This window comes from Alsobacter metallidurans (assembly GCF_014636935.1).
GTDB classification, from domain to species: Bacteria; Pseudomonadota; Alphaproteobacteria; order Rhizobiales; family Beijerinckiaceae; genus Alsobacter; species Alsobacter metallidurans.
The window spans coordinates 365,055-378,603 of sequence record NZ_BMES01000001.1 but is presented as its reverse complement, the minus strand read 5'-3'; the positions used below and the strand labels follow the sequence as shown (position 1 = coordinate 378,603).

Here is a 13,549-nt window from a genome sequence, read left to right as displayed (position 1 = left end):
CGCGCTTGCGTGTTTGCAAGGCTAGAAGGTGAGCTGAAACGCATCCGGCACGTGGCGCGGCCAGCGCCAGGGGGCGAGCAACACCGCGTCGCAGCGCCAGGAGAGCGACGCCGCCCAGCCGTTGCGGGCGATCCAGTGCCGCGCGGCGCGCATGAAGCGGCGTTGTTTGGTGGGCCCGATCGCCCACCCGGCGGCGTCAAGATCGCCCCGGGCCTTCACCTCCACGAACACGATTGCGTCGCCGCGCCGGCAGATCAGGTCGATCTCGCCGCCGCCGCCGCTGTAGCGCCAGGCCAGCACCCTGTAGCCTTTCGCGAGCATGTATCCAGCGGCTGCAATCTCTGCGTGCATGCCTCGCCGCAGCGCCGCGCGACGGTCGGTTGGAGCGCGGCCGCCGGCCACCTATTCCTTCACCAGCGCGACCGCGCGGGCGTAGACGCGCTTGCGCGGCATGCCGGTGTCCTGCGCGACGATCGCGACGGCGTCCTTCACGGAGAGCTTGGCGAGCGCTTCGCGCAGCTTGGCGTCGATGGCGTCGTCGCCCTGCGCCTGCGTCTCGGCGGCGTGCTGTGTCGGCGGGCCGATCAGCACCACGATCTCGCCCTTGGGGGCATCCTCGGCGGCGTAGCGCTCGGCCAGCTCACCCAGCGTGCCCCGGCGGACGTTCTCGAAATATTTGGTCAGCTCGCGCGCCACCGCGGCGTCGCGGTCGCCCAGCACGTCGCGGGCGTCGGCCAGCATGTCGGCGACGCGGCGTGGCGATTCGAAGAACACCAGCGTGCCGGGCACGGGCCGCAGCGCTTCAAGGCGCTCGCGCCGCCCGGCGCTCTTGGCGGGCAGGAAGCCCTCGAAGAAGAAGCGGTCGGTCGGCAGCCCGGCGACCACGAGCGCGGCCAGCACGGCGGAGGGGCCCGGCACGCCCGTCACCGGGATGCCCTCGGCCACGGCTGCCTGCACGAGCTTGAAGCCGGGATCCGACACCAGCGGGGTGCCGGCGTCGGACACCAGCGCCAGCGATTCGCCCGCCTTGAGCCGCGCTAGGATGCGCGGCCGCATCTCCTCGGCGTTGTGCTCGTGATAGGGCGTCAGCGGCGTCGTGATCCCGTAATGGGCCAGCAGCGTCTTGGTGACGCGCGTGTCCTCGGCCAGCACCGCGGCGGCCGCCGCCAGCGTGCCGAGCGCCCGGAACGAGACGTCGCCGAGATTGCCGATGGGCGTCGCGACCACGTGCAGGCCCGGCCGCAAGGTGGTGGCCTCGGCGCGCATGCCGAAGGCCGTGAAGCTGGATGAGCGCTCGCCCGGCGCGTGAGGGTGTTGCGTCATTGCCTCGATTCCCGTCCGGACGACCATGGCACGCCCGCTTGCCCTTCGCAAAAGCCGCGACGGCAGGTAAACACAAGCTGGAGCTGAAGCCGCCGGGCCGCCAGACCGCGTCGCGAGCGCGGCGCAGGCAAGGCGGCGTTCTGCCGTCACGCCGCCGGAGGTTGCGCCCGTGTCCCAGTCGACGAAAAACGCCAACGGGACTTCGCGCGCCGGCGCGTTGCGCAACATCCTGGCCGCCCTCGTGCTGGGCTCCCTGGCCTCGGGATGCGCCGGCAACATGCCCGGCGTGGGCGGCGGTTTCGGCGCCGCGCCCGAGCCCGCCCCGGCGCCGGCGGCTCCCGCCATTGAAGCCGGTAAGCTGCGTGTCGGCCTCGTGCTGCCCCTCACGGGCGCGGGCAACGCCGCGGTGGCGGCCAACTCGCTGCGCAACGCGGCCGAAATGGCCGTCGCCGAGTTCTCCAACTCCAACGTCGCCCTGCTGGTGAAGGACGATCGCGGCTCGCCGGACGGCGCGCGCGAGGCGACCCAGCAGGCGCTCGGCGAGGGCGCGGAGGTCATCGTCGGCCCGCTCTTCGCCTCCTCCGTGCAGGCGGCCGGGCAGGTCGCTCGGCAGGCCGGCAAGCCCGTGATTGCGTTCTCGACCGACGCGAGCGCGGCGACGCGGGGCGTCTACCTGCTCAGCTTCATGCCCGAGTCGGAGGTCGACCGGATCGTCGAGTTCGCGGCGGCTCGCGGAAAGCGCTCAATCGCGGCCATGATCCCCAACACGGCCTACGGCACGGTTGTGACGGCCGCCTTCCAGGAGGCCGCATCCCGGCGCGGCGTGCGCGTGGCCGCGCTGGAGCGCTACAACCAGGACAAGGCGTCGATCGACGTCACCGCCAAGCGCATCGCGGCCCTGGGCGACCAAGCCGACGCCCTCTTGATCCCGGATGGCGGCGAGGGCCTGGCGCTGGTAGGCCCGGTCTTGGCCGCCAACGGCGTCACGAATGCGCGGATGCAATTCCTGGGCACGGGCCTGTGGGACGACGCGCGAGTCTTCGGCGCGAAAACGTTGCAGGGCGGATGGTACGCCGCGCCCGACAAGGCGGGCTTCAACAACTTCGCGGCCCGCTATCGCGCCCGCTTCGGCAGCGATCCGACGCGCCTCGCCACGCTGGCGTATGACGCCGTGTTTCTGGTGAACGCGCTGAACGCGAAATATGGCGCCCAGGCCTTCAACGAGCCGACGCTTACCAATCCGGACGGCATCATCGGCACGGATGGGCTGTTTCGCTTCCGCCAGGACGGCGTGAACCAGCGCGGGCTGGCGGTGCTGCAGGTCGGAACCGGCTCGTCCAGCGTGATCAGCGCCGCGCCGCGGACCTTCGCGCCGGGCAGCTGAGCTGCTGACGCTGGAGCTTCATCAGCGCGTCGCTCTTGATTTTCACGTGCGGCAGGCTGATATGCCGGCCATCCCCAGTGAAATTGCGTGAACAAGCGACGCCATGACCCAACCTGATCCGCAGACCGAGACTCCCGTCGAAACCGGCGCTCCCGGTCCCGAGGCCTCGGCCGGCGAAGCGCCCGGCGCCGAGGGCGAGCGCGACATCCATTCGGTGATCGAGGCGCTCAACGCCGAGAACACCAGCCTCAAGGACAAGGTGCTGCGCACCCTGGCCGAGATGGAGAACCTGCGCCGCCGCACCGAGAAGGAAGTCGCGGACGCCCGCACCTATGCGACCACCAACTTCGCCAAGGACATGGTGAACGTGGCAGACAACATGCGCCGCGCGCTGGAGAGCCTGCCCCCCGAGGCCGCCGCGGCCGCCGAAGGCGCGCTCAAGGCCGTGATCGAAGGCGTTGAGCTCACCGAGCGCGACCTGCTGAAAACGCTGGAACGCCACGGCATCCGCAAGATCGACCCCAAGGGCGAGAAGTTCGACCCCAATTTCCATCAGGCCATGTTCGAGGTCCCGGACCCGTCCGTGCCCAACGGCACCGTTCGCGAGGTGGTGCAGTCCGGCTTCGTGATCGGCGATCGCGTGCTGCGCCCCGCGTTGGTGGGCGTAGCCAAGGGCGGCCCGAAGCCCGGATCGACCGGCGAGGGCGTGGACCGGCAGGTCTGAGTTCTACGTCTCCTCGTTCCAGCCATTCTCAAAGCCCTCATCCTGAGGAGCAGGCCCGCTTGGGCCTGCGTCTCGAAGGAGGAGGGTCCAGAGCGCTCGTTCATTTCGCCTGCTGGAGTCCCTCGTCCTTCGAGACGCATCGCCAAGGGGCGACGCTCCTCAGGATGAGGGGATTGGGGTGATTGAAAGGTTTGACGGGGCCGAATGGCTCCAGCCGCCCTCGTCCCGCATCGCTCCATCCCGCATCCCGCGGTGGAGCCGCCCGCCGGCGTCGTGCTAAGCACGGCGTTCCTGTCGCGGGGAGCGGCACACGAGCCGATCTGCCATGAATCCCATTTTTGCCGACCTGCCCACCACGGTTTTCGAGGTCATGTCGCGCCTCGCGCGCGAGACCGGGGCCATCAATCTGGGCCAGGGCTTTCCTGATTCGCCGGGCCCCGAAGACGTGCGCCGCGCCGCCGCCGAGGCGGTGATGACGGGTTGGAACCAATATCCGCCCATGATGGGCATGCCCGAGCTCCGACAGGCGGTGGCGACGCACTATGCGCACCACCAGGGCGTGACGCTCGATCCCGAGCGCGAAGTCATGATCACCTCGGGGGCGACCGAGGCGCTGGCGGGCGCGCTGATGGCGATCATCGAGCCCGGCGACGAGGTGGTGCTGTTCCAGCCGCTCTACGACGCCTACCTGCCGCTGGTGCTGCGCGCCGGCGGCGTGCCGCGCTTCGTGCGCCTGCAGCCGCCGCATTGGCGCTTCACCGAGGCCATGCTGGCCGAGGCGTTCTCGCCGAAGACCAAGGCGGTGCTGTTCAACAACCCGTTGAACCCGGCCGGGGTCGTGTATTCGGCCGAGGACCTCGCCCTGCTGGCGCGGTTCTGCGTCCGGCATGACGCCGTGGCGATCTGCGACGAGGTGTGGGAGCACGTGGTGTTCGACGGCCTGCGCCACTCCACCATGCTGAACGCGCCCGGCATGCGCGAACGGACGATCAAGATCGGATCCGCCGGGAAGATCTTCTCGCTCACCGGTTGGAAGGTGGGCTTCGTTTGCGCCGCGCCCGAAATCCTGCGGGTCCTCGCCAAGGCGCACCAGTTCCTCACCTTCACGACGCCGCCCAACCTGCAGGCCGCCGTCGCGTATGGGCTTGGCAAGGACGACGCCTACTTCACCGGCATGCGCGCCGATCTGCAGCGCAGCCGCGACCATTTCGCGGCGGGGCTCGCCGAGCGCGGCTTCGCGGTGCTGCCGAGCGCCGGCACGTATTTCCTGAATGTCGACATCGCGCCGCTCGGCGAGACTGACGACGTGGCGTTCTGCGAGCGTCTGGTTCGCCAGCATGGCGTCGCCGCAATCCCGGTTTCGGCGTTCTATGCGCAGGACGCCATCCGCAGCGCCGTGCGCTTCTGCTTCGCCAAGGGAGACGCCGTGCTGGACGGCGCGCTGGGGCGGCTGGACGGCGTCGCCCGGAAGGCCGCATGAGGGGCGCGGGGCGGCTCTTTCTCCATGCGCTCGCGCTGGCGGCCGGCTGCCTGGCGCCATCGGCCTGGGCCGCCTCGCCGGCCAAAACCATCGCGATCTTTGCCTGGCCCGACTATTTCGACGTTGGCGTGCTGGACCGCTTCACCCGCGAGACCGGTATATCGGTCGCGGTGGACCCCTATGACAGCGCCGAAGCGGCCGAGCAGCGCGCGGGAGCCGGGCGCTACGACGTGGCGGTGCTGTCCGGCCCCGCCGTGTCGCGGCTAACCGCCAGGAACCTGCTGGTCCGGCTCGACCGGCTGCGGCTGCCGAACGCCAAGGGGCTTTCGCCGGAGATCGCCGAGAAGCTCCGCGTCTTCGACCCGACCGGCGCGACCGCGATTCCCTATGCGTGGGGAACTTTCGGCATCGGGACGAATGTCCGCAAGGTGCGGGAGCGCCTCGGCGACAAGGCGTCGGGCGGCTGGGACATGGCGCTGCGGGCCGAGAACGGCCGCCTTAAGGATTGCGGCGTGGTTCTGGCCGACGCGCCGGACGACATCTACCCCTCGGCGTTGCGCATGCTCGGGCTGCCGCAGGACAGCCGGCGCATCGGCGATCTCGACCGGGTCACGGACGTCCTGTTCCGGGCACGCGGCCAGATCGACAAATTCGGCACGGCCGAGGCCGCGAACGGGCTGGCGAGCGGAGAAGCCTGCGTGGCGGCGGCCAGTTCGGCCGACATCCTGCTGGCGCGGCGCCGCGCCCGCGAGGCCGACAACGGGGTCGAGATCGCCTACACGATCCCGCGCGAAGGCGCGCCGATCTGGATCGACAGCCTCGTGATCCCGGCCGATGCGCCCAACCGGGACGCCGCCTACGCCTTCGTGGATTTCGTTCTCCGGCCTGAGATCGCGGCCCGCAACGCCGACGCGCTCGGCCTGGCGAACGCCGTGCAGGGGGCGCGGGCGCTGATGAAGCCCGAGATCGCCAACGACCCGGCGATCTTTCCGCCGGCCGACGTCATGCGGCGGCTGTTTGCGAGCCCCCCTTTCGACGAGCGGGCGCAAAAGCAGGTTGCGCGCGGGTGGCAGAAGGTGAAAACCGGCAAGTGAGCAGGCTTATCTGATCCGCTTCGGCTTTCGGCGCAGGCGCGACGGCCAGAACGGCCGGCGCGGATCCAGCAGGAAGGTGCCGAAGATCGGCCGGGTCGGGCCCTTGGTGCGCCAGCCTTCGAAGCAATGAAGCCTTCGGCCGTCATGGCCCAACGCGTCGAGCGCGTCCACGTAGGACCCGTGCCGCTCCACGGCGTCCCGCAGCGTCGCCGCGTCGGCTCCGACATGCTCGGCCATGAGAGTGTCGCGGACCCGCGCGATAGCGTCGCGATGGGCCGGGCGCATGCCCTCGATGGCGAGGTCGCATTCCGTGTCGAGCGCGATCGAGCGGTTGTTCAGGTTCGACGAGCCGATCCGCATGAACACGTCGTCCACGATGATGACCTTGGCGTGCACCATCACGTGCTGCTCTTCGCCCTTCTGGTCGGTCACGACCGGGAAACACACGCGCAGCCGGCCATGGTGGTCCGAGCGTTTGAGGCGGCGGATCAAACGGTCGCGGTTGCTGCCCATGGCGTAATGCTCGACGAAACCGCGCGACGCGCGGGTCATCACAACCACGACCTCGGGGCCGTCCGGCTTCGCCAGGAGCCGGATCAACGCCCGGCCGATGGCAGGCGTCGTCAGATACTGCGCCTCGATATAGACGATGCGTTGCGCGGCGAGCAGCGCGTCCGTGTTGAGGGTCGCGACCTCCGTGACTTCGGACCGCCCCGCATAGCCCGGCATGGTGCGGGCGACTCCCACGAAGGCGTCGCGGAAGTCGGGCGCGACGTGATCCGGCCAGGGATCGTGCGCCACCACCTCGGGGCGCGATGTCTCGCCCGTCGCCACCGTCCAACGCGCCCGGAACAGTTCGGCGACCGCGCGGGCGGCGTCGCCGTCGACCGCCATCTGCACGTCGTGCACGGGGTCGTAGCGCTCGCCGTCCGGGTCGAGGCGCGCGGGATCCTCGGGCGCATGCGGGTCGCGGTCCCAGCGGCCCACCGTGAGGTCGATGCCGCCCACGAAGGCGAGCTTGTCGTCCACGCATACGATCTTCTGGTGGTGCGCGGCGTAAAGCGGTTGGGTGTTGTCGAGCTTGAGGGTGATGCGCGGGTGCTTCAGCCACTCGCGGCCGATCAGCAGTTCGGTCGGCGCGCTGGGCGCGTGCACGACGGCTACAGACCACACGAGGATCCGCACCTCGAGCTGCGGGTTCGCCTCCACGAGCTGGAGCAGGAACTCGCCAAGCTGGGGCGATTCGCTCTCAGGCGCGTCCTGGCGCAACCGGATGCGGCTGTCGAAGTCCCAGCCGGCGATCAGCACGGAGCGGCGCGCCTTGCGCAACGTCGCCTCCAGCGCCCCGAAATAGGAGGCCCCGTCCACCAGCACGGCGGCGCGAGGCGCGGCCTCCACGCGCCAGCAGTTGCGGCCGGGTTGCAGGATCGGCTCGCGCCTGGCGGGAGCGTCGCTCTCGATGAGGTCGGCGTAGGATTCGTCGATTTTCAGCACGGGCTCACGGGGCAAAGACGCGACGGGAAACTCTCGTGGCTGAAACTCTTTTTTCCGGCCACGGTTCCGTCGCCGCCGCCCCGGTCAGGTGGGCGGCGTCCCGTTGGCGGCGAGGACCTCCCCCGCCAGGTAGAGCGAGCCGCAGATCAAGACGCGCGGCGGGCTTGGCCAGACGGCCGCGCCGATGCGCGTCAACGCGGCTTCGATGCTGTCGGCCTGTTCGGCCTGAAGCCCCGACGCGCGCGCGATCGCGGCGACTTCGCCGGCCGGACGCGCCGCCGTTTGGCTCGGCATCGGGATGGCGGTGACGGACTGCGCCAGCCCGGAGAAAGGCTCCAGGAACCCTGCCGAATCCTTGGTGCCCAGCATGGCGACCACCATCACGAGCGGTCGGGGTCGACGCTCCTCGAACTCCGCCATGGCGGCGGCCAGCGCACGGCCTCCATCCGGGTTGTGGCCACCGTCGAGCCAGAGTTCCGCATCCGGCGGCAGCAGCGCGGCGAGCCGTCCCTTGGCGAGCCGCTGCAGGCGGGCGGGCCAATCGGCCCCGCCGATCCCGGCCTCGAACGCCTTCGGGGACAGCCGGCCGAAGCCCGCGGCCCGCAACGCCGCGATGGAGGTTCCGGCGTTGACGTGCTGGTGGCGTCCGGGCAGCCGCGGCAGCGGTAGGTCGAGAAGCCCGTCGTCATCCTGGTAGATCAGGCGGCCATTCTCCTCGCCGACATGGAAATCCTGCCCGCCAATCCATGTCCGCGCGCCCGTGCGGGCGGCGGCGCGCTCCAGCACCGCGAGCGCGTCGTCATGGTCCTGCGGGGCGATCACGGACGGAACGCCGCGTTTCAAGATCCCGGCCTTCTCGGCCGCGATCTTGGCGATGCTGTCGCCCAGATATTCCGAATGGTCTTGTGAAACCGGCGTCACAACGGCGGCCAAGGGCCGGTCCACCACGTTGGTGGCGTCCAGGCGTCCGCCAAGGCCGGTTTCCAGCAGCAGCACATGGGCGGGCTGTTCGGAGAACAGCAGAAAGGCCGCCGCGGTGGTGATCTCGAACACCGTGATGGGCGCGCCCTCGTTCGCGGCCTCGCAGCGGCGAAAGGCGTCGACCAGCAGCGATTCCGGCACGAGCCGGCCGCCGCCGGGCGCGCCGATGCGGATGCGCTCGTGGAATCGCACCAGGTGCGGGGACGTGTAGACATGCACGGCGAGGCCGGCCTCCTCCAGCACGGCGCGCATGAACGCGATGGTGGAGCCCTTGCCGTTGGTGCCGGCCACGTGAATCACGGGCGGCAGGCGCTTCTGCGGCTCGCCAAGGGCCAGCAGAAGCCGCTGCAGCCGGCCAAGCGACAGGTCGATCAGCTTGGGATGAAGCGCGAGAAAGCGCGCCAAAATCGCGTCCGAGGGCTCCATCCGGGCTCCTGCTGGGTGATGATCGCCGGCAAGCTGGCGTCACCGGACCACTAGCGCCGGGCCAGGGGCGACGCAACCTCGCGGCCGACCACGGCTGGCCGAAACCGGCCGCGGCGGCCCAGCCGGTTGCCCTCCCGCCGGCGCGGGGCTACGAACAACCAAAGGGCCGCCGTGGCGGCACAACAGCGGAGCGCCTCCATGTCGTCGGAGACCGACTATCTCGTCGACCGTCGTCGCCTCAAGCGGCGGGTCACCTTCTGGCGCGTTCTGGCGTTCGTGGCCGTATTCCTGGCCGTGGTGGGCGCCGCCGTCGCGGTGGCGGGTCGCCAGATGGGCGTGGCCGGAGCGCCGCAGCTCGCGCGGGTCGAGATCTCGGGGTTGATCACCGGCGACCGCAAGACGCTGGATCTCCTGAAGCGGGTGCAGAAGTCCGACGCCGTGAAGGGCGTGCTGCTGAACATCAACAGTCCCGGCGGCACGGTTTCGGGCTCCGAGGAGCTTTATGACGCCATCCGCGAGCTCGCGGCCGCCAAGCCCACCGTCGCGGTGGTGGACGGCATCGCGGCCTCGGGCGCCTATATCGCGGCGCTGGCGACAGACCGCATCGTGGCGCGCCAGACCGCCATGGTGGGCTCCATCGGGGTGCTGTTCCAGTTTCCGAACGTCGTGAAGCTGCTCGACACCATCGGGGTCAAGATGGAGACCATCAAGTCCGCGCCGCTGAAGGCCGCGCCGAGCCCGTTCGAGCCGCCGACGCCGGCCTCGCAGGCCGCCGTGGAGGCGCTGATCGCCGATACCTACGGGTGGTTCAAGGGGCTAGTCGCCGAACGCCGCGGCATGGACGCCGGCGGCCTCGCGACCGTGTCCGACGGCCGCGTGTTCACGGGCCGGCAGGCGCTGCCGCTCAAGCTGATCGACGAGATCGGCGGCGAGAAGCAGGCTGTGAGCTGGCTCGAAAGCGAGAAGAAGCTCAGCAAGGACCTGCCGATCCGCGACTGGAAGCCGAAGGACGGCAGCCCGCTCGGCCTGTGGAGCGCGGCCGGAGCCGTGGCGGGGGCATTCGGGCTCGATACCGCGGCCAATCTGCTGCGCGCCGTGGAGCACTCTGCGCAATCGCCCGTCCTTGACGGGCTGCTGGTCGTCTGGCAACCTCGTGGATGATATAATTTCGAAGTTTTTTCAATCAAATAGTCGGTAAATGACGTTTGGCGGGCAACCAGGGAAGAACCGATGATCAAGTCGGAACTCGTGCAGAAAATCGCCGAGCGCTATCCCGAGCTGTACCAGCGGGACGCCGAGAACGTCGTGAATGCGATCCTGGAGGAAATCGTCCAGGCGCTGACGCGGGGTGACCGGGTCGAAATCCGCGGCTTCGGGGCGTTCTCGGTCAAGAAGCGGGATGCGCGGCTGGGCCGCAACCCCCGCACGGGGGAGCACGTTCCCGTTTCCGAGAAGTTCGTGCCGGTGTTCAAGGCGGGCAAGGAAATGCGTGTCCGCCTGAACCGCGAGCCCACGCCGGCGCGCGCCGCCGCGCCCCGCAAGGTGAGCGTCGGCTGACCTGACGATGACGCGGCCGTTCGGCGATCCAAAGGGGTCGCGCACGGCCTGCAGCTGTATTGACGGATGCGATGAAAACATTTCTGAAAGCGCTCGTGCTCGTGCCCCTGGCGCTCCTGCTCACCGTCTTCGCGGTGGCCAACAAGACGCCCGTGGTGCTCCAGCTCGATCCGCTGGGCTGGTCCGACCAGAACTGGACGTTGAACCCGCCCTTGTTCCTGGTGCTGCTCGTGACGCTCGCGATCGGTGTGCTTGTCGGCGGGATGGGCGTCTGGTTCGGCCAGATGCGCTATCGCAGGGCCGCGCGGGTTCACGCCCGCGAGGCGGCCCGCACCCGCGCCGAACTCGAACGCGTCCGCGAGGAGGCCCCTGCATCGCGCGCCCTTCCGGCCGTATCGGCGATCCACTAGCCGACCTCCCTTTCTCCTGCCGCCGGAACCGCCATGCAATTCGTGTCCGCCGACGAGGTCGATCGCGTCCTTGATCCCTCATCGGTGGCGGACGCGCTCGCGGAGGCGTTCCGCTCCGACATCGTCGCGCCGGTTCGCCATCACCACGAGGTCGAGCGGCACGGTGGCTCAGGCACGCTGCTGCTGATGCCGGCCTGGACGGGGCCGTCCGCGGCCGAGGCTTTTCTGGGCGCGAAAATCGTCACGGTGTTTCCGCAGAACGGCGCGCGCGGGATGCCGGCCGTGCTGGGCTCCTACATGCTGATGGATGGCGCGACGGGCGAGCCGCGCGCCATTATCGACGGGACGCGCCTGACCGCCTGGCGCACGGCCGCGGCGTCCGCGCTGGCGGCGCGCAGCCTCGCCCGGAAGGACGCCGCCCACATGGTGATGGTGGGCGCCGGGGCGCTGGCGCCCTTCTTCATCCGCGCCCATGCGGCCGAACGCAGGCTCGGCGACATCGCGCTCTGGAATCATCGCCCCGAGCGGGCGCAGGCTCTCGCGCGCGAACTCGGCGAAGCGGGCCTGCCCGTGCGCGCCGTCTCGGATCTCGAAGCCGCCGTGCGTGAGGCCGACATCGTGTCCTGCGCCACGCTCAGCGAAACCGCGCTGGTTCGCGGCGCTTGGCTTAAGACCGGCGCTCACGTGGACTGCGCCGGCGCATTCAAACCGTCGATGCGGGAAACCGACGACGACGTCGTACGCCGGGCCACCCTGTTCTGCGACACGCGCGGCGGCGCCCTGAAGGAGGGCGGCGACCTCGCCCAGCCCATCGCGGCCGGCGTGATCACGACCGCCGACATCCGCGCCGACCTTCACGACCTTGCATCGGGCCGCCATCCCGGCCGGACGCGCGACGACGAGATCACGTTCTTCAAGTCAGTCGGCGCGTCGCTGGAAGATCTCGCGGCCGCCATCCTGGTGTGGAAGCGCGTCGGCGCGGCCTGAGCGCCGGCCCGAACTAGAGGCCGGCCTGCTTGCGGAGCGCGTCGTTGATGCGGTCCTGCCAGCCGGGCCCGTCCTCCTGGTAATGCGCGAGCACGTCGCCATCCAGCCGCAGCGACACGGTCTCCTTGGCGCGCGGCGCCACGGGCTTTGCGACCGGCGCAGGCGTCGCCTCCGCGTCCTTTGGCTTGAAAACCGCGTTGGCGGCCTTGAACGGATCAACGCCGCGACGAGGACGATCGATCATGGTTCTTCCTCTGAAGCGGCTACGGCGACTGTGGGTTTCTTCGGACGCGTCTACCGCCTTGGCGAGACGCTGCGCATCGTCACGAAGGCGGAGCGCAAATTCGCCCCGGCGGGCGGTAGTGGCGGAGGGAGCGGGATTCGAACCCGCGATACGGTTTCCCGTATACACACTTTCCAGGCGTGCGCCTTCAACCACTCGGCCACCCCTCCGTGCGCGTTGCGGCGCAGGGGAGGCTCCTAGATCATCGTGCGCCCGGATGCAAGGCGATTGGAACGGCGATCGGAAACCAGGGGTCCGTGTCGCGGGTTGCGTTGGGGGCCGGCGGCGGGTAGCCCTTGGGAGCAGCCCATTCGCGGCGGCCGGGCTGGCGAGGAGCCTTCGATGATTCGCTTTCTGATCCGCGTGCTCGGGTACCTGGCGCTGGCCGGGGCATTCGTCAGCGCCGCCGTGGACGGAACGCGCTCCATTGCGTCCTCGGCGCTCACCCTGACCTCCATCGGAGCCGCGCTGGACCGGTTCGCGCCAGCCGCGCAGGGTTGGCTGCAGGGGCTGCTGGGGCGGAGCCAGCTCACCTTGTGGGACAATGGCGGCGCATTGCTGATGCGGGCGCCCCTGACCCTGGCGCTGTTGTGCGTGGGGTTGCTGTTCGTCTGGCTGGCGTTGGAGCCCGAGCAGCCCATCGGCTACGACGCGCGCGCCTGATGTGACGTTTTCGCGCCCTCGCGTTTTCGGGGGTGAAACCCCACATTGGGGGCTGATCGCAATCGGAGCGAGGTTCCCCCATGTTCGCATTCCGCAAGAAGACGGCCCTGCCCACCGCCGCCGAGGCGCTGCCCGGGCGGGCGACGCCGCTGCGCACCGCGGAAACTCATTTCGTCAACGGCAACCCGCTGAAAGGCCCTTACCCGGCCGGTTTCGAGACCGCAATTTTCGCGCTGGGCTGCTTCTGGGGCGCCGAGCGCAAGTTCTGGCAATTGCCCGGCGTTTGGGTGACGGCAGTTGGCTATGTAGGCGGCGTCACCCCCAACCCGACTTACGAGGAGACCTGCTCGGGCATGACAGGCCACACCGAGGCGGTGCTGGTCGTTTATGATCCGGGCGTGATCAGCTTCGACACGCTGCTGCAAACGTTTTGGGAAAGCCACGACCCGACGCAGGGCATGCGGCAGGGCAACGACGTGGGCACGCAGTACCGGTCCGGCGTATACCCGACGACGCCCGCGCAGCGCGCCGCCGCGGAGGCCTCCAAGCTTGCCTATGGACGCGTGCTGTCGCAAAACGGCTACGGGCCGATCACGAGCGAGATCGTGGACGGTGGGCCGTTCTATTTCGCCGAGGACTATCACCAGCAATACCTGGCGAAGAACCCGATGGGCTATTGCGGCCTGGGCGGAACGGGCGTCGCGTGCCCGATCGGCACGGGCGTGACGGCGGCCTGAGCGGCG

General features: G+C 69.7%; 15 protein-coding genes and 1 tRNA gene. 10 read left to right on the top strand and 6 right to left on the bottom strand.

Going from position 1 to position 13,549, the window contains the following annotated elements:
- Window positions 1–21: 21 nt before the first annotated feature.
- Together IEV99_RS01640 and rsmI are read right to left on the bottom strand one after the other, a co-directional pair.
- A complete protein-coding gene (locus tag IEV99_RS01640; RefSeq protein ID WP_280514626.1) occupies window positions 22–402 on the bottom strand; it encodes a YraN family protein in 381 nt (126 codons plus the stop codon).
- Window positions 403–1,323, bottom strand: coding sequence for a 16S rRNA (cytidine(1402)-2'-O)-methyltransferase (rsmI, locus tag IEV99_RS01635; RefSeq protein WP_188515992.1), 921 nt, complete (start codon window positions 1,321–1,323; stop codon window positions 403–405).
- A 169-nt stretch (window positions 1,324–1,492) separates the two neighbouring features.
- Here rsmI and IEV99_RS01630 point away from each other — a divergent pair, with 169 nt between their 5' ends.
- From IEV99_RS01630 to IEV99_RS01615, 4 genes are all read left to right on the top strand, one after another.
- Complete coding sequence (locus IEV99_RS01630; protein ID WP_244643454.1) at window positions 1,493–2,707, top strand: penicillin-binding protein activator; 1,215 nt, start codon at window positions 1,493–1,495, stop codon at window positions 2,705–2,707.
- A gap of 103 nt (window positions 2,708–2,810) precedes the next feature.
- Window positions 2,811–3,431: a nucleotide exchange factor GrpE gene (gene grpE, locus IEV99_RS01625; RefSeq protein ID WP_188515991.1), complete on the top strand. Its 621-nt coding sequence runs from the start codon at window positions 2,811–2,813 to the stop codon at window positions 3,429–3,431.
- Between the two features lie 325 nt (window positions 3,432–3,756).
- On the top strand, window positions 3,757–4,911 hold the full coding sequence (locus IEV99_RS01620; RefSeq protein WP_188515990.1) for an aminotransferase: 1,155 nt from the start codon (window positions 3,757–3,759) through the stop codon (window positions 4,909–4,911).
- Window positions 4,908–6,005, top strand: a complete 1,098-nt coding sequence (locus IEV99_RS01615) for an extracellular solute-binding protein (RefSeq protein WP_188515989.1) — start codon at window positions 4,908–4,910, stop codon at window positions 6,003–6,005. The genes IEV99_RS01620 and IEV99_RS01615 overlap by 4 nt, the downstream gene beginning before the upstream one ends.
- Before the next feature lie 6 nt (window positions 6,006–6,011).
- Here IEV99_RS01615 and IEV99_RS01610 read toward each other — a convergent pair whose 3' ends face one another.
- Both IEV99_RS01610 and IEV99_RS01605 read right to left on the bottom strand, forming a co-directional pair.
- The gene (locus tag IEV99_RS01610; RefSeq protein WP_244643449.1) at window positions 6,012–7,499 is read right to left on the bottom strand and encodes a phospholipase D-like domain-containing protein; all 1,488 of its coding nucleotides are present in this window, start codon (window positions 7,497–7,499) and stop codon (window positions 6,012–6,014) included.
- An 84-nt stretch (window positions 7,500–7,583) separates the two neighbouring features.
- Window positions 7,584–8,906 carry a bifunctional folylpolyglutamate synthase/dihydrofolate synthase gene (locus IEV99_RS01605; protein ID WP_188515988.1) on the bottom strand — a complete coding sequence of 441 codons (1,323 nt, stop codon included), beginning with the start codon at window positions 8,904–8,906 and terminating at the stop codon, window positions 7,584–7,586.
- A 198-nt stretch (window positions 8,907–9,104) separates the two neighbouring features.
- Between IEV99_RS01605 and sppA the strand changes: the two genes are divergently transcribed.
- The 4 genes from sppA (at window position 9,105) to lhpI (ending at window position 11,860) form a co-directional block, all read left to right on the top strand.
- Window positions 9,105–10,067 (top strand): signal peptide peptidase SppA, encoded by a 963-nt coding sequence (sppA, locus tag IEV99_RS01600; protein WP_188515987.1) that lies wholly within the window; start codon window positions 9,105–9,107, stop codon window positions 10,065–10,067.
- Between the two features lie 69 nt (window positions 10,068–10,136).
- Window positions 10,137–10,463, top strand: a complete 327-nt coding sequence (locus tag IEV99_RS01595) for an integration host factor subunit beta (protein WP_188515986.1) — start codon at window positions 10,137–10,139, stop codon at window positions 10,461–10,463.
- 71 nt (window positions 10,464–10,534) lie between these two features.
- Complete coding sequence (locus tag IEV99_RS01590) at window positions 10,535–10,873, top strand: lipopolysaccharide assembly protein LapA domain-containing protein (protein ID WP_188515985.1); 339 nt, start codon at window positions 10,535–10,537, stop codon at window positions 10,871–10,873.
- Between the two features lie 33 nt (window positions 10,874–10,906).
- Entirely contained in the window at window positions 10,907–11,860 is a 954-nt protein-coding gene (lhpI, locus tag IEV99_RS01585) for a bifunctional Delta(1)-pyrroline-2-carboxylate/Delta(1)-piperideine-2-carboxylate reductase (protein WP_188515984.1), read from the top strand.
- Between the two features lie 13 nt (window positions 11,861–11,873).
- On the opposite strand, the gene IEV99_RS01580 is transcribed toward lhpI, so the two are convergent.
- Together IEV99_RS01580 and IEV99_RS01575 are read right to left on the bottom strand one after the other, a co-directional pair.
- The gene (locus IEV99_RS01580; protein WP_188515983.1) at window positions 11,874–12,104 is read right to left on the bottom strand and encodes a BrnA antitoxin family protein; all 231 of its coding nucleotides are present in this window, start codon (window positions 12,102–12,104) and stop codon (window positions 11,874–11,876) included.
- 119 nt (window positions 12,105–12,223) lie between these two features.
- Window positions 12,224–12,313 (bottom strand) — tRNA-Ser (locus tag IEV99_RS01575).
- 172 nt (window positions 12,314–12,485) lie between these two features.
- Between IEV99_RS01575 and IEV99_RS01570 the strand changes: the two genes are divergently transcribed.
- Together IEV99_RS01570 and msrA are read left to right on the top strand one after the other, a co-directional pair.
- Window positions 12,486–12,806, top strand: coding sequence for a PetM family of cytochrome b6f complex subunit 7 (locus IEV99_RS01570; RefSeq protein WP_188515982.1), 321 nt, complete (start codon window positions 12,486–12,488; stop codon window positions 12,804–12,806).
- 80 nt (window positions 12,807–12,886) lie between these two features.
- Entirely contained in the window at window positions 12,887–13,543 is a 657-nt protein-coding gene (msrA, locus tag IEV99_RS01565; protein WP_188515981.1) for a peptide-methionine (S)-S-oxide reductase MsrA, read from the top strand.
- The last annotated feature ends 6 nt before the right edge of the window (window positions 13,544–13,549 follow it).